Here is an 18,299-nt window from a genome sequence, read left to right on the forward strand (position 1 = left end):
TTAAATGAATAGCGAAATTGATTCGGCTGAAAGCATCAGAGCTAGGTTTCAACGAAGCAAAGCGGTCTGGCATGTCCCTTCAGGCTTCGTTCGATCAGCAAGCCAAAACTTTTGATCGCCGGGTTGGCATTGATGATACCGATTGCAAAAAGATTACAGGTTTTCTGGCTCAGCATTACCAGAGGACGAATCAGAGGATCTGGCTTGAGATCGGAGCTGGCACAGGTCAGATTGGCCGTTGGGCTCTCGATCAGACAAATCAATATGTTGGGATGGACATCTCTGATGAGATGTTGAATGAATTCAGAGGAAGAGTGTCCGCGCAAAGCAACGTTCAGCTCCATCAGGCTGATGCGAATAAGCGATGGCCTCTGGAATCTCAGAGCGTGTCTTTGAGTTTCAGCTCAAGAACGATTCATTTGTTGTCACCACTGCATGTAATGAGTGAACTCAAAAGGGTTCACGATCATGGTTATTTCCTGATCGGTCGCCTTGGACGAGAAGAATCAACCAACGTCAAAGATGTGATGAGAGAAAAGATGAGATCTATTCTTTTCTCTCTAGGCCACGAGGGTCGCAGGGGTGAAGAGAATAGGAAACAGATTTTAGATCTTCTCTGTGAGCGTGGTGCTACACGACTCGAAGCCGTTGCTGTGTCGTCTTGGATTGAAACTTTCAGTCCTTTGCGCTCCATTGAGTCATGGCTCAATAAAGATGGATTGGCTGGTCAAGAAATTGATTATTCAATTAAAGAAGAATGTATGAAGAGGTTGAGGGCTTGGGCTAAGGATCGCTACGGTTCACTTGAATATTCAGAACCTGTCAAGCAGTCTTACATCATCGAAGGTGTTGATTTGCATTCATTCCGCTAACCACAATGGCAAACGAACTGCTAACAAAGCTTGGAGAAGCGTTGGTCACGGGAGATCTCACCAATGAGAGTCTTCTTCATGAGACCAAGAAGCCAGAGACGATCCAAATCTTGCCAACAGCCAATGTGGTGAAGATTGGTGGTCAAAGCTTTATTGATCGTGGGCGTGAGGCCGTCTTCCCACTTCTTGATGAGTTGAAGCAATGCATACCGCATCACAAAATGATTATTGGTACCGGAGCCGGGACTCGGGCTCGACATGCCTATAGCGTCGGAATCGATCTTGGAATGCCAACAGGTGTTTTAAGTGTGTTGGGAACATTTGTGAGTATGCAGAATGCACGGATGTTGCATTACCTGCTCGCTGATCAAGGGATACCTTTTATTGAGCCAGTCCAATTTCCACAACTTCCTCTTTATCTTGCCGAGCGGCAGGCAGTGATTTTCTTTGGAATGCCTCCTTACACGTTTTGGCAGAGGAATCCAGCCATTGGACGGATTCCTCCAAATCGTACAGATACCGGTGCTTATTTAATTAGTGAGGTATTTGCTGCTAAGTCCATGATTTACGTGAAGGATGAAGATGGTTTGTATACAGCAGATCCGAAGAAAGATAGGAATGCAAAATTTATCCCCAAGATTTCAACGTCTGAACTCAAAAGTATGAATTTGGATGACGTTGTTGTCGAGAGGGCTGTGCTGGACATGATGGAACATGCTGAGCACCAACGTTCGATTCAGGTCATCAATGGCCTTAAGTCTGGCAATCTCACGAAAGCTCTTAATGGTGAAGATGTCGGAACTATCATTTACGCTGATTAATCATCATGACCGTCACCTCAAACACACAAAGCGACAGATTTCAGGATGACTCTCGCCATCACATGAATTCCATGTTGATGAGAGAAAGTTTGGTTGACAAACACTTACTTGAAAGTACAGACCGACAAACTCCGATCGTCCGCATGCTGCCGAATGTGCATGTGGTCAAGATCGGCTCGCGTTCAATCCTCGAAGCTGGTCACCGGGTTGTTCAGCCTGTTGTTGATGTTCTTGGAACTCTTCTTCAGAGTGAAAAGTTGATCCTTGGGGTTGGTGGTGGATCCAGATCACGTCATGTTTTTTCGATCGGTCTTGATCTTGGTCTGCCAACAGGTGTCTTGGCACAATTGTCTGTTGCAGATGCGCTTGGTAACGCACACATCCTCGGAACTCTGCTTGCTCCCCATGGAGTGGTGGCGATCCCGCCTGAGATTTTCGGACACTTGCTGCCGTTGTTTATTCATTCCGCACCTGGCGTGATTTTCAATGGTGTTCCACCGTATTCACTATGGGAACATCCTCCAGAAATTGGCCGTATCCCCAAGCATCGGACGGATGCTGGTTGTTTCATTTTGGCTGAATGTTTTGGCTGTAAGTCAGTCACACTGGTGAAGGATGTGAAAGGACTGTATACAGAAGATCCAAAGCTTAATTCGAACGCTCAATTTATTGATGAGATTAGTGTGAAAGAGCTTGAGCATAAGAAGCTGAGTACGCTGCCGTTTGATCCGGTTCTCCTTGACATTCTCAAAACATCACGACTGGTTTCCAAATTCCAGATTGTTGACGGCAAAAATCCTGAATCAGTTCAGCGCGCTGTAGAAGGGCAGCATGTTGGCACGATAATTCATGCTGATTGATTCACAATCCAGAAAAATAAAAGAAGAGAATATAACTCTACGCAATGTTTCCTGTGGATATCCACCTCGGTTTTCCAACGTCCTGATAAATCTTTCTATTGGCTTTGATGTGGGCTGCATAACGGCAATTGTTGGTTGTAATGGTTCTGGAAAGTCAACATTGATGCGATGTTTGTCGGGACTTTTGAAACTCAATCACGGAGTTGTTGATGTTTTTGGTGCGAACCCACAAGTTAACTTCAGGGAATGGAATCAAACCTGCGCTTATGTGAGTCAACAGCCTACGTTCGATCATGAAATGACAGGGTTGGAAATCCTTGACTATTTCTCGTGTATGTATGGCCAGGCGAAGGAAGAACGTCGACAAAGAATTTCGAGTCTTATCGATCTGATGAATTTAAATGATATAAAGTCCAGGAAAATTTCCTCCTACTCTGGTGGTAATTTGCAAAAAATTCATTTAGCGATTGGGCTCATCAATGACCCCGAGTTGTTGCTTTTTGATGAGCCTACTAATAATTTAGATGCCATGGCCAAGCATCGGTTTTGGTCTTACTTGAAAAGTCTGTCGAGTGATGAGAGGAAAACTTCAATTGTGATCAGTCATGATCTTGAATTTATTGAGCAATATGCCGATGTGTTGGTCGTCATGGACGGTGGTGCGATTCGTTATCAGGGATCTGTACGAAATTTTATCGACGACTCCACTGTTCATGAACAATCCGGCTCAAATCTTGTCGCCGACAAAGCTCATATGCCAAGAACCAGTTTGTTTGATGCTTTATCCCGCGCCATCCATTTTGATATGAATAAAACGGCGCATTCTCATTATGGTGAACGGGGATCACGGCGAGGTCAACGCAATCAAAATCGTCGGAGGGGAGAGAGGTGATCAATGGCATCGTCTTTCAGGCAGCTTTTCAAAGAACGCTGATGAATATCAGGCGCCGCCCAGTGATTTTGTTCCTGTCATTTCTGCAGCCACTGATCTGGATGACGTTTTTTGGTTTCTTATTTCAAAGATTCCCAATCAATCCTGCACAAGGATCAACAATGCAATATATCGATTTTTTGCTTCCGGGGATTTGTGGAATGACGGTACTTCTAGGGTCTTCTCAATCAGGTATCAGTCTGATTCGGGATAGTCAGTCTGGTTTTCTTGAACGAACGATGATCACGGCACTGGATCTTCATGCCTTTCTGCTTGGCAAAATCACCGCTGATCTTTCACGCGTGATTGTTCAAGCTTTCGTTGTAACCCTGCTGGGAATCACCCTTGGTGCGGTTGTGAGTGTTGGGTTTTCGACATTCTTTTCGTTCTTGTTTTTTATCCTGTTTGGTCTTTCCTATAGCCTGTTGTCATGTTGTATTGCGTTGAAGACAGACAGTCAGGAAGCACTTTCCGCTTTTATTCATCTTGTCAATATGCCAATATTTTTTACCAGCACAGCTTTGGTTCCCCTGAGAGCAATGCCCTCATGGATGGAGCAAATCGCTGTATGGAATCCACTCACATTGGCCGTCACGCCGGTTCGTGGCGCAATGCTTTCGCAATCCAGCTGGTGGAATGGGCAGGCATTCCTGGCATTGTCGTTGATGGCAATACTTCTCTATACGCTTGCCTGGAAGAGTTTAAATGTCAGGAGAATTTGAGATGAAATTCCCCTGCAAGACTGATGTCATCTCTTGTCGATCGATATTCTTGATGTTGATGATGCCGGCGCTTGCCTTGATCAGTGCTGGTTGTTTCAAAGCAACCGATGCAGGGCAGGTGAATTTACTTGTATTTGCGGCTTCAAGTTTAACTAATTCTCTCTCGGAAATTGAAGAGAACTTTGAACAGGAAAAGGGTGTTGAACTGACGATTAATTACGCCGGATCGTCCACTCTTGCGCGACAGATCCTCAATGGCGCTGAGGCCGATGTGTTCATTTCCGCGAATCAGGACTGGGCCAATGCTGTGGAGCAACGTCAGGCCGTTCTGGAAAGACGGGACTGGCTGGGGAATCAGTTGGTCGTGATCACGCGTCGCGATGTGCCCAATCAGCTCGAGTCGTTAACCGATCTTCTGGATCCACGGATTCAAAGGATTGCGATTGCGGATCCGGACGGTGTTCCAGCTGGGATGTACGCCAAAGAAGTGCTGGTGGCGTATGGCTTATGGGACGCGCTCCAGCATAAATTTATTTTCGGCAGCGATGTTCGGCATACTCTGGCTCATGTTGAGAATGGCGGTGCTGATGTTGGGTTTGTTTATTCAACAGATGAATTGATTTCCTCTGGAACTGAAGCCAGTGTTGAAATTGATCATGACTCAATGGATCAGATCAGTTATCCAATGCTGCTTTTGAACAATTCCAATAAACAGTTGCAGGCGAATGATTTTTATGAATACCTGAGCTCAGAAGCTGCCCTTGATGTTTTTGAGAAACATGGCTTCCTGGTCAGGGGAGAGCCATGAATGTTTCGGCAATTGATGTTGTTGCAGTTCGCCTGAGTTTGCAGGTAGCGCTTACGGCAGTTCTCGTCAGCCTCCCCAGTGCCATCGCATTGGGCTATCTCCTGGCCAAACATCGCTTCAGAGGAAAGTTTTTTTTGCAGAATCTCATTGATCTTCCTCTCGTACTTCCCCCTGTTGTGACTGGATATTTTCTGTTGGTTGTTTTGGGGCCCAAGGGACCTGTTGGCTCATTTCTTGAAACGACGTTCCATATCAGACTTGCGTTCAACTGGTTTGGAGCTGCCCTGGCCTCAGCAGTGGTCAGTTATCCCTTGATGGTGCGTTCAATACGCAGTGCTTTTCTGTCCATCGATCCACGTCTTGAGCTGGTGTCTCAGACGCTTGGTGTTACACCCTGGAGAACGTTTCTGCGCATCTCGTTGCCGCTCTCTGCCAATGGCATCATTGCTGGTTGCCTTTTGGCCTTCGCGCGCAGTATTGGTGAGTTCGGCGCGACGATCATGATTGCCGGAGATATCCCAGGGCAGACCAGAACAATTCCTCTGGCGATTTACAGCTTGTCCAACACGATTGGAGGTATTGAGAGTGGTTGGCCACTTGTTCTGATTGCTGTTTTGCTGTCCTCGCTATCCTTGTTTTTAGGAGAATTGCTCGAGCGACAAAGCGGACGATATGAGCATTCTTGAGGTCAGCTTTACCCATCGCTACGCTTCAGGTTTTGTTCTTAATATTGATTTTGCAATCAACAGCAAAATCACATCAATTTTTGGAGCTTCAGGAAGCGGAAAGACAACAATTTTAGCGATGATTGCAGGCCTGAAAATTCCTGAGGAGGGCAGGATTGTGTTGAACAATCGTGTTCTCCTTGATCGTCGTTCCAATGTCAATATACCGATGCATCAAAGAAGAATTGGCGTGATCTTTCAGGATCATTTGCTGTTCCCGCACCTCAATGTTGAAAAAAATTTGTTGTATGGTTTTCCTGGTCGTGCCCCTTCCTCAGCGCACCCGGATTTTCAGCGTGTCTGTGAAGTGTTGGAAATCGGCCACCTGTTGACGCGCTATCCCAAGACGTTGTCCGGCGGCGAATGCCAGCGAGTGGCCATTGGTCGAACGCTTCTCAGCAGCCCCGAGGCGTTGCTGATGGATGAACCACTGGCGAGTCTTGATGATCGCCTGAGGGATTCGATTCTGAATTATCTGGACAGAATCATTGAAGAGTGGAATATACCGGCGATTTTTATCAGCCATAACCAGTCACTGGTGCAGCGTTTTTCCAGCCACACAATTGTTGTGGATCAAGGCCGGGTTCTGTCTACTGGTTTGACCTCCGCGACGATTGAGACCTATGGCCCTGATATCTGGAAGTCACCAAGGGGGCCGATGAATTGGCTCAAAATCGATTCATTTGAAGAACGCGATGGTTTTGCATTTGCGATCGTTTTTGGTCAGAAAATCCAACTTCCGTATGAGCGAGACAGTGTCAGTGACAACATGTATATCCAGTTTTCTGCCAGCGAGGTTGTGTTGAGTAAAGAGCCGTTGTCGAACATCAGCAGCAGAAATCACCTGAATGGCAACGTCAAGCGATTTGTCGAACAAGAGTCGCATGTCCTTGTCGGTATCGACATTGGCAAGATCGTCTGGGCAAAAATAACGCGTGAGGCAAAGCAAGAGCTGAATCTTGAGCTTGGTGGTTCCATCGTTCTATTGATCAAAACCCAGGCTCTGGAGGCTTTTGGTTAAGCGGATGTCTCGATTGAGAAGACGTGTTGAGCGGGGCTTATGACCTGAGGCTGTTGAGCTTGGGCTTTTGAGCTGGGCTGTTCACTGGGTGTGAGTGACAGGTATGGATAACAAAAAGCCCCCACCTTGCGGTGAGGGCTTTCCGATTCAGTTGATCTGAATCGTTATTGCTGTTCCAGATGGAACAGGTTGATTCCAGATCAACCGATGGCAGGTGCCTGCAGAGCCACAGGAGTGGACTCAGCAGCAGCCAGGTCGAGGGGGAAGTTGTGAGCGTTGCGCTCGTGCATCACTTCCATGCCGAGGCCGGCACGGTTCAGCACATCCGCCCAGGTGTTCAGGACGCGGCCCTGACCATCAAGGATGGACTGGTTGAAGTTGAAACCGTTCAGGTTGAAGGCCATGGTTGACACGCCCAGGGCGGTGAACCAGATGCCGACAACGGGCCAGGCAGCCAGGAAGAAGTGAAGGCTGCGGCTGTTGTTGAAGGATGCGTATTGGAAGATCAGGCGACCGAAGTAACCGTGGGCAGCCACGATGTTGTAGGTCTCTTCCTCTTGGCCGAACTTGTAGCCGTAGTTCTGGGACTCGGTCTCGGTGGTTTCACGCACCAAGGAGGAGGTCACCAGGGAGCCGTGCATGGCGGAGAACAGTGATCCACCGAAAACACCTGCGACGCCCAGCATGTGGAAGGGGTGCATCAGGATGTTGTGCTCGGCCTGGAACACCAACATGTAGTTGAAGGTGCCAGAGATGCCCAGGGGCATGGCGTCAGAGAACGAACCCTGACCGAAGGGGTAGACCAGGAAGACAGCAGAGGCTGCAGCGACAGGTGCGCTGTAGGCAATACAGATCCAAGGGCGCATGCCCAGGCGGTAGGAGAGTTCCCACTCACGACCCATGTAGGCGTAGATGCCGATCAGGAAGTGGAAGACGACGAGCTGGAAAGGACCGCCGTTGTACAGCCACTCATCGAGTGAAGCTGCTTCCCAGATGGGATAGAAGTGCAGGCCAATGGCGTTGGAGGAAGGGACAACAGCACCGGAGATGATGTTGTTTCCGTAGAGCAGGGAGCCAGCGACGGGCTCACGGATGCCATCGATGTCGACCGGAGGAGCGGCGACGAAGGCGATGACGAAACAGATGGTGGCAGCCAACAGAGTTGGGATCATCAGCACACCGAACCAACCGACATACAGACGGTTGTTGGTGGAGGTAACCCACTCGCAGAAGGACTGCCAGCCGTTAGCGCCGGAGCGCTGCTGGATGGTGGTAGTCATGAGAACGGAAAGAAATGCTTCCGAGGAAGCGGTTTAAGGAAGGGCAGGGATGCCCTGCCTCGACCCAATGTAAAGGAAGTTTGCGCCATGTGTCCTGTTCTTTATGAAGCTGTCGTAAAGAACTGTTGAGCACTGTGTGCGGGTGAGCTTGTTAGCGTCCCGCAAGCCCTGTGGCCGTTGCCTTGTCACCAGATCAGGAGCGGGTGCTGTTCGTGCGGTTGCCCTGCAACCCCATCTTCCCGATCGGTCCCATCTACCTGGCGGACCATCTTCACAAGTGCTTTCCGGGAATGCCGCAGCGCATTCTCGACCTGGCCGCCCTGCCGGTTCTTGATGTTCAGCGGGTGTTGATCGACACGATCGATCAGTTCCAGCCAACGCTCTTGGTGTTCTCCTGGCGTGATATCCAGATCTATGCGCCAGTGGACGGGCGCGGCGGCAATCCGCTTCAGAACTCCTTCGAGGTGTTCTATTCAGCCAACCCGTTGAAGCGTCTTCACGGAGCCCTCGGCGGTCTGCGTCTGATGACCAGCCACTACGGCGAACTGCATCGCAATCAACGACTCGTTCGCCAAGGCTTGAAGAGAGCGCGTCGTTTTCATGAACAGGCCCGGGCGGTGCTGGGTGGTGGTGCTGTCAGCGTTTTTTACGAGCAACTCGGCCGTTCCCTGCCGAAGGGAACCATCGTCTCCGTCGGTGAAGGAGAGCCGCTTCTGGAGAAACTGCTGCAGGGTCAGACTCTCGAGAACGAGCGTTGTTTCGTCGTCGGTGAACCGCCAAGGCCCGGCCTGATTCACGAGCAACCCCAGAGTCGCCCGAAAACCGCCTGCGATTACGACTACATCGCCTCAATCTGGCCGCAGTTGGACTGGTATCTCGAGGGGGGGGACTTTTACGTCGGGGTGCAGACCAAGCGCGGTTGTCCACACAACTGCTGTTACTGCGTTTACACCGTTGTGGAGGGCAAACAGGTTCGCCTCAACCCTGTGGATGAGGTGGTCAAGGAGATGCGTCAGCTCTACAACCGCGGCGTGCGCGGTTTCTGGTTCACCGACGCTCAGTTCATCCCGGCACGCCGTTACATCGAAGATGCCAAGGAGCTCCTTCGGGCGATCAAGGCGGAGGGGCTCAGCGGAATTCGCTGGGCGGCCTACATCCGAGCCGACAATCTCGATGCCGAACTCGCTCAGCTGATGGTGGAGACCGGTATGAGTTATTTCGAGATCGGCATCACGTCCGGATCTCAGGAGCTGGTCCGCAAGATGCGCATGGGCTACAACCTCCGCACGGTTCTTGAAAGCTGTCGCATGCTCGCTGAGGCGGGTTTCCGAGATCACGTTTCCGTGAACTACTCGTTCAACGTGATCGATGAACGCCCGGAGACCATTCGTCAGACCGTGGCATACCACCGCGAACTGGAGAAGATTTTCGGAGCCGATCTGGTGGAGCCAGCCATCTTCTTCATCGGATTGCAACCCCATACCCACCTTGAGCAGTACGGATTTGACAAGGGCTTAATCAAGCCCGGCTACAACCCGATGAGCATGATGCCCTGGACCGCTCGCAAGCTGCTCTGGAATCCAGAGCCGATGGGGAGCACATTTGGTCGGGTGTGTCTCGAAGCCTTCGATCGCAACCCCGGCGATTTCGGCAGGACCGTGATGGAACTTTTGGAGCGCGACTACGGCGTTGCTCCACTTCAAGAAGCCCTGCGGGCTCCTGTGTCGGGTCGGGCTGCTTTAGCGACTGCTGTTCGTTGATTGGGCAGCTGAGTTTTTAAGCCAGCCAGTAAGAGCCCAAGGCCAACCCAGCCGATCAATCCACCGATTGGGTTGGCTGTGCTCAGCAACCAGGCCGGCCCTGTTCCATCCAGCGTGAGAAGTCCCTGGCTCAGCAGGAACCACCCGCCGACTGCGCCGCCATGCAGCCCGATGGCTCCCCAGAGGACGCCGCCGTCGCGCTGTCGTAGTTCAGCGAGAACCAAGGCGAATAAGAACAGTCCGCCCAGCAGCGGAAACAGTTCAGACGGTGGTAAGTCGAACCGCGTGTGCACCAGGCTGAACAGGAGTGCTTGCAACCAGAGGGCGCGTCCGTAGCCAATCAGCAGGGTGAGCTCACCGAGCAACCAGCCGCGGAAGAGAAGTTCCTCGCTGAAGCCAACTCCCAGGCCTAGCGCTACAGCATTGAGGAGCAGGCCTGGCGTGAGATCGCATTGACCCTGGCTTCCTGCCATCAGCAATGCCACCACGATGAACACCAGCAGTGCTCCTGCCAGAAGCAAGCCCCGGAGCAGGCTCGTGAGCAGCACCGCCAGACGGCAACGCACCCCCAGACGTGTCCAGGGGCTGGACTCTCCCCATGCCCGCTTCAGGCGCCAGGGCAAGGACAGCAACAGCGCTGCCAGGCTTGGGAAGGCAGCGATGGTTGGCTGTTGCGTCAGCGGAACACCGGCCAGGGCGAGTAGCCCTTGCAGTCCCAGAAACAACGCCACGAGAGCGGCTGGATAGAGAAATGCGCCACGCCAGCGAGGCTTCATTCCTCGGGTTCAATCGTGCTGGTGAGTCCTTTGGATTTGAGTGTTTCGCAGTAAAACTCTGCCGGCTCCAGATCGCACACGATGACGAGTCCAACGCCGGTGTTGTGGGCTTCGAGCATCACTGCCATGCAGTCCTGTTCACTCAGCTGAGGGACCACCTGACGCAGGGTGGTGACCACGTACTCCATGGAGTTCACGGGGTCGTTGTGAAGCAGCACTTTGTATCGAGGTGACCGTTTGCGCACCCGTTCGGGCGCTTTTTCCAGCACCGCAGCGCCACCTGGATTGCGGACGGGGGTTTCCACCGTCATGACCATGGGACTGTTCTGAAGGAAATCTAAAGGCTGCTGGGGCGGCTTCGGGTCATAGCGCCTGGATCCTGGCCATGGCGTCGTCAACATTGGCGCGGCTGTTGAAAGCGGACAGTCGGAAATAGCCTTCGCCTGCGGCGCCGAAGCCGCTGCCTGGCGTGCCGACCACGTTGGCGTTGTTGAGCAGATGATCAAAGAATCCCCAGGAATCCATGCCGTCGGGGGTTTTGATCCAGACGTAGGGGGCATGTTCACCGCCATAGACGGTGAGGCCGGCGCTGCTCAGTTGCTTGCGGATGATGGAAGCGTTCTCCATGTAGAAGCTCACCAGCCCTTTCACTTCCTGCTGTCCGGCCGCTGAGTACACCGCCTCGGCGCCGCGCTGGATGATGTAGCTGACACCGTTGAACTTGGTGCTCTGACGCCGGTTCCAGAGGCCCCAGAGTTCCACGTCCTCAGCATTGGCAGCCTTGCCCTTCAGCCCCTTTGGCACCACGGTGAAGGCGCAGCGGGTACCGGTGAATCCTGCGTTCTTGGAGAAGGACCGGAATTCAATGGCGCAATCACGGGCACCATCGATTTCATAGATCGAGTGAGGCAGCTCGGGATCCTGAATGAACGCTTCGTAGGCGGCATCGAACAGGATGAGAGCGCCGTTCTTGCGCGCGTAGTCAACCCAGGCTGTCAGCTGCTTCTTGGTGGCGACGGCACCTGTTGGGTTGTTGGGGAAGCAGAGGTAGATCAGATCCACAGGTTCGCTGGGGATCTCAGCGGTGAAACCGTTGTCAGCGCTGATCGGCAAGTAGCTCAGCCCTGCATAACGACCCTCGTCGCCGGCCTGGCCTGTCCGGCCGGCCATCACATTGCTGTCGACGTATACCGGGTACACCGGATCGGTGACGGCAATGCGGTTGCCCTCACCAAGGATGTCGAGGATGTTGCTGCTGTCGCACTTGGAGCCATCGGAGACGAAGATCTCATCGGCGCTGATCGCGCAACCGCGGGACTGGAAGTCGTGCGTGGCAATCGCCTCTCTCAGCCAGGCGTATCCCTGCTCTGGGCCATAGCCGTGAAAGCCCTCGGCTGTCCCCATCGCGTCGATCGCGATCTTCATGGCATCGCGACACGCCTGCGGTAGTGGTTCGGTGACATCACCGATTCCGAGTCGGATCAGGGGTGCATCGGGATGGGCCGTGCTGAAGGCCTTCACACGCCTGCCGATTTCAGGGAACAGATAGCCCGCCTTGAGTTTGAGGTAATTGCCGTTGACCTGAACCACGGAACCGAAGGGTTTCTGCGGAGGCATCCTGCCGCGCCGGCCGCTCCATACGATGCAGAAATGCGTCGTCTCGCCTGCCGTGATCGCTAACGCCATCGATGCACCCATCGATTTCGCAGATCTGGTGGACGCCGGTATCAAGAAACCAGCCCGGTACATGGGCCACGAACTCGGCGTTGAACCGAGGGACTGGTTGGGCTCCCAGGTGCGGTGGGCCCTCACCTACCCCGAGATCTACGAGGTCGGCTCCAGCAATCTCGGCCACATCATTCTTTATTCGATTCTCAACGCCGTGCCAGGGCAGTTGTGTGATCGTGCCTACCTGCCTGGTTCCGATCTTGCGTCCAGGCTTCGGGAGCGGCATCAGCCGCTGTTCGCCGTGGAAAGCCGACGCCCGCTTCCCGGCTTCGATCTCCTCGGTTTCAGCCTCAGCTACGAGCTCGGCGCCACCAACATCCTCGAGATGCTGGATCTCTGCAGGCTGCCGATTCGGGCCTCAGCACGTGGGGACCTGCCTCTCAGTGATCCTGCAGCTCCACCCTTGATTTTCGCGGGTGGTCCCACTGCCACCAGCAATCCGGAACCTTATGCCGCCTTCTTCGATTTCATTGCTCTCGGTGATGGTGAGGAGCTGCTGCCCGAGATCGGACTGGTCGTGGCGCAGGCCAAGGCCGAGAACCTGAGTCGATCCGATCTGCTGCGGGATCTGGCTCATGTGCCCGGGGTCTATGTGCCGTCTCTCTACGCTCCGGGGGAGGACGGCGTCACGCTGCAGCCCCTGGACCCCGAGCTCCCTTCCCGGGTGTTGCGTCGGGTGGCCACGCCAATGCCCCATTACGCGATGGGATTGGTGCCGAATGTGGAAACCGTGCATGACCGACTCACCGTTGAAATCCGGCGCGGTTGCACCCGTGGTTGTCGTTTTTGCCAACCCGGCATGCTCACGCGTCCGGCCCGTGATGTGGAGCCGGAAGCGGTGATCGAGGCCGTGGAAACCGGCATGAAGCAAACCGGATACAGCGATTTCTCGCTTCTTTCGCTGAGTTGCAGCGACTACCTGGCCCTGCCGGCGGTTGGGGTTGAACTACGCAACCGACTGGCCGATCAGAACATCACTCTGCAGCTTCCCAGTCAGCGGGTGGATCGCTTTGATAACCACATCGCCCACATCCTTGGCGGCACCCGTCAGGCTGGTCTCACCTTTGCGCCAGAAGCCGGTACCCAGCGTCTGCGGGACATCGTCAACAAGGGGCTGACGGATGACGACCTCCTCAACGGCATCCGTACGGCCATGCAGAACGGCTACCGCAAGGTCAAGCTCTATTTCATGATCGGTCTGCCGGGCGAGACCGATACCGATGTGCTCGGCATCGTCGAGACCTGCGAGATGTTGCAGCAGCGCTGCCGCGAGCTTGGGCGGCTGAATCTGAACATCACAATCAGCAATTTCACCCCCAAGCCCCACACGCCCTTCCAGTGGCACAGCGTCTCCACCGATGAATTTGTGAGACGTCAAAGCCTGCTGCGCCATGCCTTCAAGGCACTGCGGGGCTTGAAGGTGAACTTCACCGATGTTCGCCTCTCGGCGATGGAGGACTTTGTCGGTCGCAGCGACCGGCGCCTCGCGCCGGTGATCGAAGCCGCCTGGCGTGCCGGTGCAGGGATGGATGCCTGGTTTGAATCGCTCGATCGAACCTATGAAGCGTGGACTGGGGCGATCGCTGAGGCAGGCCTTAAGGGCCACTACCGGCAGATGGAGTTGGGAAGCTGGAGCTCGGTGGCGGCGCTTGATCGGGAGGATTTGGAGGCGTTCTGTCGTCAACCACTCCCCTGGGACCACATCGACACCGGCATCGACAAACGTTGGCTGGCGGATGATCTGAAGCGGGCACTGGCAGCCGCTGTGGTGCCTGACTGCTCCTTCGACGGTTGCAGCAGTTGTGGAGTCTGTGGTCCGGATCTTGGTCACAACGTCGTTGTTCCCGCTCCAGCGATCCCGACCCAAGTGGCTGCGAAGGCGCCGCCGAGCCAGCGCGCCTGTCGGCTGAGAATCCGTTTCGCCAAGGTCGGTTCGATGGCCCTGCTCAGCCATCTCGATCTCGTGAGGATGCTGGAGCGATCGCTTCGGCGCAGCGGCCTGCCGATCAGCTTCAGCGGCGGTTTTCATCCGCTTCCGAGAATTCAGATCGCTCTGGCATTGCCTCTGGGGGCCAGGGCCCATGGCGAATGGATGGATCTTGAGTTCAGCGAACAGCTGACTCCCGAGCATCTGCTTCAGACCCTGCAGCCCCTGCTCCCTGATGGCATGCGTTTGCTTGAGGTCGAGGAGGTGCCAGTCAACGGGCCCAGCCTTTCTCAGGAGGTTCAGTCTGCGGTTTGGAGCTTTGGCCTCGTTGTTGAGAGTGGCATTTCTCCGGACTGGTCCGCCGCCGTTGAGGCGATCACTGCTTCCAGCCAGTTGATCTGGCACGACACCGATAAGAAAGGGCGACCCCGTGAAAGGGACTGTCGATCGGCTCTGATCAGTCTGCGTCCCCTGGCGGAGCCGAAGGGTCATGCCCTCAGCCTTCTTCTGGAGACGGACGTGGATCCCATGGGCCGCAGTCTGCGGCCTCTCCAGATTCAGCACTGGCTTTCCGAACAGATCGGCGATTCGCTGAAACTTCAAGAGCTGTGCCGCGAAGAACTGCGACTGGCCCGGTGCTAATGTCCGTCTTGGACATCGGGAAACGGTTTCAGTCGTCCCTGGCGTTCCCACCCGTTCCGAGCCAACGACGGAACCTGTGTTTCTATCCGTGCGGCTGACTGTTCGCAGCAGAGCCCGGGATTCAAAGGAGTTTCCAACTCCGCCCTATTTCGGTCCTTAAGACCATTCATTAGTTCATCCAACACCCGATGCGGAAGGCCGGTAGGTCTCCGATCGGATCTGAGCTCTTTTGGGCTCCTGTCCCGACATTCCATGCCCCAACACATCGTTATCGCGGAGCAGTTGCGAATCGCAGCGGTGCTCTCTGATGACCGCGTCGATGAGCTGATTGTTGCCCAGGGTCGTTATCAAATCGGCGACGTTTACCTCGGAACCGTTGAAAACGTTCTGCCTGGCATTGATGCTGCCTTCGTCAATATCGGAGAAAGTGAAAAAAACGGCTTTATTCATGTCACCGATCTAGGCCCTTTGCGGCTGAAGAAGGCGTCGGCAGGCATCACCGAACTGCTCGAGCCTCGTCAGAAGGTTCTTGTTCAGGTGATGAAGGAACCCACCGGTACCAAGGGGCCGCGCCTGACGGGCAACCTTGCCCTCCCGGGCCGTTACCTGGTGCTTCAGCCCCATGGCCAGGGGGTGAACATCTCGCGACGGATTGCTTCGGAAGCTGAGCGCAACAGGCTCAGAGCCCTCGGGGTGCTGATCAAGCCTCCCGGTGCGGGGCTGCTGATCCGCACCGAGGCGGACGGGATCAGTGAGGACCTTCTGATCGATGATCTCGAAGCTCTCCTGCGCCAGTGGGAGGGCATTCAGCAGGCTGCGGACACGGCGGTACCTCCAGTTCTGCTGAATCGCGATGAAGATTTCATCCATCGGGTCCTGAGGGATCACATGGGCCCTGATCTCACCAGGGTCGTCGTTGATGATCCCGCTGCAACGAACCGGGTCACGGGGTTTCTTGGTCCTGATGGTGCAGCGGTTCAGGTGGAAGCGCACAGCGAGTCCAACGAAGTGCTTGAGCACTTCAAAATCAACGACGCCATTCGCAATGCCCTGAAGCCAAGGGTTGATCTTCCCTCTGGCGGCTACGTGATCATCGAGCCCACCGAGGCCCTCACGGTGATCGATGTCAACTCAGGCTCGTTCACGCGTTCGGCCAACGCTCGAGAAACAGTTCTGTGGACCAACTGTGAAGCCGCGATTGAAATCGCTCGCCAGCTGAAGCTTCGCAACATCGGTGGCGTGATCATCATCGATTTCATCGATATGGATTCGCGCCGGGATCAGCTCCAGGTGCTTGAGCACTTCACCAGTTCCGTGCGGGATGACGCGGCACGTCCTCAGATCGCACAACTGACGGAGCTCGGTTTGGTTGAGCTGACGCGCAAACGTCAGGGGCAAAACATTTACGAGCTGTTCGGCCGTGCATGCCCGAGTTGTGGGGGGCTTGGACATGTGGCTGTTCTGCCTGGCAAGGATCTGTTGCAGCCTCTGGCGACGGCGGCGGGGCTGGTGCGTTCCGTTGCATCCGCTCGGGCCGAAGTGCTCTCTCCCTCTGAGGCCACGAACGGCAGCCGCCGCCGCCGTGGAGGTCGCGGTCGTGGTGTGGCTGAGCCGGTCAGCGCGGCATCCGGCATGCCGACTGCAGTGGCTCCGGCCGAAGCCAGCGCCTCTGATGACATCCAGGAGGATGCCACGGCAGCGGTGTCGGCCCGACGGTCCGACCCCGAGCTTGTGGCGGTGTCCATGACGCCGGAGCAGCAGGAGCTCTATGGCTGGCTTGGTCTGAATCCCGCGTTGTTGCTGGAGACGCCGCCTGAGTCGGACAACATCATGGTTCGGGTGGTGCGTCCCGGAGAGGATGCTGACGCTGTGCTGGAAGAAGCCAGACAGCAAATGGCGGCAAGCGCTGGCCGCCGCCGCCGCCGTGGGCGCGGTGGCCGCGGTACCGGCAGGAATGGATCAGGAAACGGAGCTGCTTACAGCCAGGGTTCGACGGATGCGACTGCAGTAGCGGCTGATGAGGTCGAGTCGGAGGCGCCGTTGATGGTGGAAATCACGCCGCTTCCGCTCATCCCTGTGGACACCGTGACGGCTGCCTTTGAGACGACTGCTGCTGTGAAGACAGTTGCTGAGATGAAAGGGGCGAATGATTCGGTGGCGGATTCATCTCAATCGGCCGGCGAGGAGCAAGCCGTTGCCGCGCAGGATCCGTCCGAGGAGATTGAGGAGCCGCGCCGTCGCCGTCGCCGCTCCTCTGCTGCGTCATCCAGCTGATCAAAACAGCTGTCCCAGAGAACATTCCGGCCGGTCCTGGTGTTGCCGGCGTGGATGAAGTTGGCCGGGGCAGTTTGTTTGGCCCTGTGTTTGCCGCGGCTGTAGTGCTTGACCATTCCTCGGCAGGGCGTTTGCTCACGGCAGGTCTGAATGACAGCAAGAAGCTCAGCGCCAAGCGGCGCGAGCAGTTGCTTCCCCTGATTCAGGGGCTCTGCACCGACGCTGGCCTTGGCCAGGCCTCGGCCCGTGAAATTGATTGCCTGGGGATTCGTGCCGCGACTGAATTGGCCATGTTGAGAGCGTTGCAGCGGCTGGATCGATCGCCTGAATTGGTGCTCGTCGATGGGTCCTTGCCCTTGCGTCTTTGGTCCGGCCCACAGGCCACGCTGGTGGCAGGGGATTCCCGCTCAGCAGCGATTGCGGCGGCGAGTGTGATCGCGAAGCAGGCACGGGATGCTCTGATTCGACGCCTGTCGCAACGTTTCCCCGGTTACGGACTGGAGCGTCACGCCGGCTATGGCACGGTTTTGCATCGCCAGGCGTTGTTGACGTCAGGCCCCACCGCGCTGCACCGCCGTAGTTTCCTCAAGCGTCTTTGGGTCGGACATCGCTGATCGGCACCAGCGCCGGAAATCGGCCATCAGCTGCTGCCCGACACGTGCCTTGATGCCAACCAGGATCCCGTTCAACAGGGATTCGCCGGTTGTTTCCAGCATTCTTTTCGGGATCATCCGAAGCAGGGGTGGCTGACTGACGCGAACCGCGAGGCTGGCATCCCCGACAAGGCCGCGGTCCGTGGCGTTGAGGTTGGCTTCGAGTGTCAGCTTGAAATCGTCGACCAGTCCGAGCCCTTCGAGCTCACAATCCACGGCGCGCATCAGCAGGGAGCTGTCTCCATGCTCGATCTGCAACGACACGATCGGCTTCACCTGCAGCTGAAAGACCTGAAGGTTGGTAACGAGATAGCGGTACTCACCAGGCCCTTTCCGGGTTAATTGACGCTCGTCGAGCAGCGCTGCCAGGAGCCTTTCCTCCTGTCTCAGATAGTCGGCCAGTCGCTGGGCATGGCCCTGCACAGGCAGATCAAGATGCTGACTGGCATCGAAGGCCAGAGGCATGGGCATCGCCTGACGCGGCATGATCCTATCCAGT

17 protein-coding genes are annotated in these 18,299 nt (G+C 55.1%); 12 read left to right on the forward strand and 5 right to left on the reverse strand.

Translation table 11 applies throughout. The features are described 5' to 3' along the window. The first annotated feature begins 71 nt into the window (after positions 1-71). The 8 genes from SYN9616_RS16700 to modC all read left to right on the forward strand — a co-directional run bounded on the left by SYN9616_RS16700 (position 72) and on the right by modC (position 6,760). The gene (locus SYN9616_RS16700) at positions 72-872 is read left to right on the forward strand and encodes a class I SAM-dependent methyltransferase (protein ID WP_071991479.1); all 801 of its coding nucleotides are present in this window, start codon (positions 72-74) and stop codon (positions 870-872) included. A gap of 5 nt (positions 873-877) precedes the next feature. After that, positions 878-1,693, forward strand: a complete 816-nt coding sequence (locus SYN9616_RS0113420; protein WP_028953553.1) for a uridine kinase — start codon at positions 878-880, stop codon at positions 1,691-1,693. Between the two features lie 5 nt (positions 1,694-1,698). Further along, the gene (locus SYN9616_RS0113425) at positions 1,699-2,553 is read left to right on the forward strand and encodes a uridylate kinase (protein WP_051411050.1); all 855 of its coding nucleotides are present in this window, start codon (positions 1,699-1,701) and stop codon (positions 2,551-2,553) included. Next, complete coding sequence (locus SYN9616_RS0113430; RefSeq protein WP_071991480.1) at positions 2,543-3,445, forward strand: ABC transporter ATP-binding protein; 903 nt, start codon at positions 2,543-2,545, stop codon at positions 3,443-3,445. Before SYN9616_RS0113425 ends, SYN9616_RS0113430 begins: the two co-directional genes overlap by 11 nt. Further along, a complete protein-coding gene (locus tag SYN9616_RS0113435; protein WP_028953556.1) occupies positions 3,442-4,206 on the forward strand; it encodes an ABC transporter permease in 765 nt (254 codons plus the stop codon). The genes SYN9616_RS0113430 and SYN9616_RS0113435 overlap by 4 nt, the downstream gene beginning before the upstream one ends. Positions 4,207-4,267: 61 nt before the next feature. Beyond that, positions 4,268-5,014 carry a molybdate ABC transporter substrate-binding protein gene (gene modA / locus SYN9616_RS0113440; RefSeq protein ID WP_232200475.1) on the forward strand — a complete coding sequence of 249 codons (747 nt, stop codon included), beginning with the start codon at positions 4,268-4,270 and terminating at the stop codon, positions 5,012-5,014. After that, entirely contained in the window at positions 5,011-5,700 is a 690-nt protein-coding gene (modB, locus tag SYN9616_RS0113445) for a molybdate ABC transporter permease subunit (RefSeq protein ID WP_028953558.1), read from the forward strand. Before modA ends, modB begins: the two co-directional genes overlap by 4 nt. Beyond that, entirely contained in the window at positions 5,687-6,760 is a 1,074-nt protein-coding gene (modC, locus tag SYN9616_RS0113450) for a molybdenum ABC transporter ATP-binding protein (protein WP_028953559.1), read from the forward strand. Before modB ends, modC begins: the two co-directional genes overlap by 14 nt. Positions 6,761-6,960: 200 nt before the next feature. On the opposite strand, the gene psbA is transcribed toward modC, so the two are convergent. Continuing rightward, complete coding sequence (gene psbA, locus SYN9616_RS0113455) at positions 6,961-8,040, reverse strand: photosystem II q(b) protein (RefSeq protein ID WP_028953560.1); 1,080 nt, start codon at positions 8,038-8,040, stop codon at positions 6,961-6,963. 182 nt (positions 8,041-8,222) lie between these two features. Here psbA and SYN9616_RS0113460 point away from each other — a divergent pair, with 182 nt between their 5' ends. Further along, entirely contained in the window at positions 8,223-9,800 is a 1,578-nt protein-coding gene (locus tag SYN9616_RS0113460) for a photosystem II high light acclimation radical SAM protein (RefSeq protein ID WP_232200478.1), read from the forward strand. On the opposite strand, the gene SYN9616_RS15890 is transcribed toward SYN9616_RS0113460, so the two are convergent. Genes SYN9616_RS15890 through SYN9616_RS0113475 form a run of 3 tightly spaced genes read right to left on the reverse strand, consistent with a single transcriptional unit; the run spans position 9,740 to position 12,166 of the window. Further along, positions 9,740-10,576, reverse strand: a complete 837-nt coding sequence (locus tag SYN9616_RS15890) for a CPBP family intramembrane glutamic endopeptidase (protein WP_084218363.1) — start codon at positions 10,574-10,576, stop codon at positions 9,740-9,742. The genes SYN9616_RS0113460 and SYN9616_RS15890 overlap by 61 nt on opposite strands. Further along, a complete protein-coding gene (gene clpS, locus SYN9616_RS0113470) occupies positions 10,573-10,893 on the reverse strand; it encodes an ATP-dependent Clp protease adapter ClpS (RefSeq protein WP_037991069.1) in 321 nt (106 codons plus the stop codon). Before clpS ends, SYN9616_RS15890 begins: the two co-directional genes overlap by 4 nt. 46 nt (positions 10,894-10,939) lie before the next feature. Then, complete coding sequence (locus tag SYN9616_RS0113475) at positions 10,940-12,166, reverse strand: LL-diaminopimelate aminotransferase (protein WP_028953563.1); 1,227 nt, start codon at positions 12,164-12,166, stop codon at positions 10,940-10,942. A 52-nt stretch (positions 12,167-12,218) separates the two neighbouring features. On the opposite strand from SYN9616_RS0113475, the gene SYN9616_RS0113480 reads away from it, so the two are divergent. The 3 genes from SYN9616_RS0113480 to SYN9616_RS0113490 all read left to right on the forward strand — a co-directional run bounded on the left by SYN9616_RS0113480 (position 12,219) and on the right by SYN9616_RS0113490 (position 17,761). After that, entirely contained in the window at positions 12,219-14,873 is a 2,655-nt protein-coding gene (locus SYN9616_RS0113480; protein ID WP_028953564.1) for a TIGR03960 family B12-binding radical SAM protein, read from the forward strand. A 252-nt stretch (positions 14,874-15,125) separates the two neighbouring features. Further along, complete coding sequence (locus tag SYN9616_RS0113485; protein ID WP_028953565.1) at positions 15,126-17,147, forward strand: Rne/Rng family ribonuclease; 2,022 nt, start codon at positions 15,126-15,128, stop codon at positions 17,145-17,147. Further along, positions 17,147-17,761 carry a ribonuclease HII gene (locus SYN9616_RS0113490; protein ID WP_037991071.1) on the forward strand — a complete coding sequence of 205 codons (615 nt, stop codon included), beginning with the start codon at positions 17,147-17,149 and terminating at the stop codon, positions 17,759-17,761. The genes SYN9616_RS0113485 and SYN9616_RS0113490 overlap by 1 nt, the downstream gene beginning before the upstream one ends. Here the strand turns inward: SYN9616_RS0113490 and SYN9616_RS0113495 are convergent. After that, entirely contained in the window at positions 17,699-18,265 is a 567-nt protein-coding gene (locus SYN9616_RS0113495; RefSeq protein WP_028953567.1) for a DUF1997 domain-containing protein, read from the reverse strand. The genes SYN9616_RS0113490 and SYN9616_RS0113495 overlap by 63 nt on opposite strands. Positions 18,266-18,299: the final 34 nt, after the last annotated feature.

It is taken from the genome of Synechococcus sp. CC9616 (assembly GCF_000515235.1).
Lineage (GTDB): Bacteria > Cyanobacteriota > Cyanobacteriia > PCC-6307 > Cyanobiaceae > Parasynechococcus.